This is a genomic window from Mycobacterium angelicum (genome assembly GCF_002086155.1).
Classification (GTDB): domain Bacteria; phylum Actinomycetota; class Actinomycetes; order Mycobacteriales; family Mycobacteriaceae; genus Mycobacterium; species Mycobacterium angelicum.
Genome location: NZ_MVHE01000210.1, coordinates 1 through 1,135 on the forward strand (window position 1 = coordinate 1; position 1,135 = coordinate 1,135).

The following is a 1,135-nucleotide window of genomic DNA, read 5'->3' on the forward strand; positions in this document are numbered from 1 at the left end:
GGGATCGGCGGCGCCGGCGGCGACGGCGGCGACGCCGGCACCGGCGTGGGCGCGAGTGCCAGCGGCGGGCAAGCCGGCAGCGGCGGCCAGGGTGGCCAGGGCGGCCAAGGCGGTAACGGCGCGGCCAACACGATCGGTGGCCAGGGTGGCGACGGTGGCACCGGTGGCACCGGCGGCGTCGGCGGCCTCAACAGCGACCAACTCACCAGCGCGGCCAGCGGTAACGGCGGTAGCGGCGGCCTGGGCGGGCAAGGCGGCCAGGGCGGCGCCGGCACCGTCGGAGTCGCCGGCGACGGCGGCGCCGGTGGCCAAGGCGGCCAGGCCGGCGACGGTGGCGCGGCCAACACCGGCGGCGTCGCCGGCAACGCCGGCAGCGGCGGCCAGGGCGGCCAGGGCGGCCAAGGCGGCAACGGCAGCGCCAACTCCGCCCCCGGCAGCTCCGGATTCGCCGGCGGGAATGGCGGCCAGGGCGGGACCGGCGGTAGCGCCGGCGTCGGCGGCGTCAACGGCAACGGCGGGGCCGGCGGACTCGGCGGCAACGGCGGCAACGGCAAAGCCGGCACGACCGGTGTGGCCGGCGGCGCCGGCGGCCAAGGCGGCGTCGGGGGCAACGGCGGCGACGCCGGCACCGGCGTGGGCGCGAGCGCCAGCGGCGGACAAGCCGGCAACGGTGGCCAGGGCGGCCAAGGCGGCCAAGGCGGTAACGGCGCGGCCAACACCACCGGCACCAAAGGTGGCGACGGCGGCGGCGGCGGTGCCGGCGGCGTCGGCGGCCTCAACAGCGACCAACTCAGCAGCGCCGCCAGCGGCGACGGCGGCAACGGCGGCCAAGGCGGACAAGGCGGCCAGGGCGGCTCCGGCACCGTCGGAATCGCCGGCGACGGCGGCGCCGGCGGCAGCGGCGGCCAGGCCGGCGACGGCGGCGCGGCCAACACCGGCGGCGTCGCCGGCAACGCCGGCAACGGCGGACAAGGCGGCCAAGGCGGCCAAGGCGGCAACGGCAGCGTCAACTCCAGCCCCGGCAGCTCCGGATTCAGCGGTGGCCAGGGCGGCCAGGGCGGGACCGGCGGATCCGCCGGCGTCGGCGGCGTCAACGGCAGCGGCGGGGCCGGCGGCGCGGGCGGCAACGGCGGGG

At 80.5% G+C, this 1,135-nt stretch carries 1 protein-coding gene; it reads left to right on the top strand.

Annotated features, from left to right (window positions below; genetic code table 11):
- A partial coding sequence (locus tag BST12_RS32575) for a hypothetical protein (protein ID WP_211281403.1) occupies positions 1 to 1,135 on the top strand: 1,135 nt, incomplete at both ends.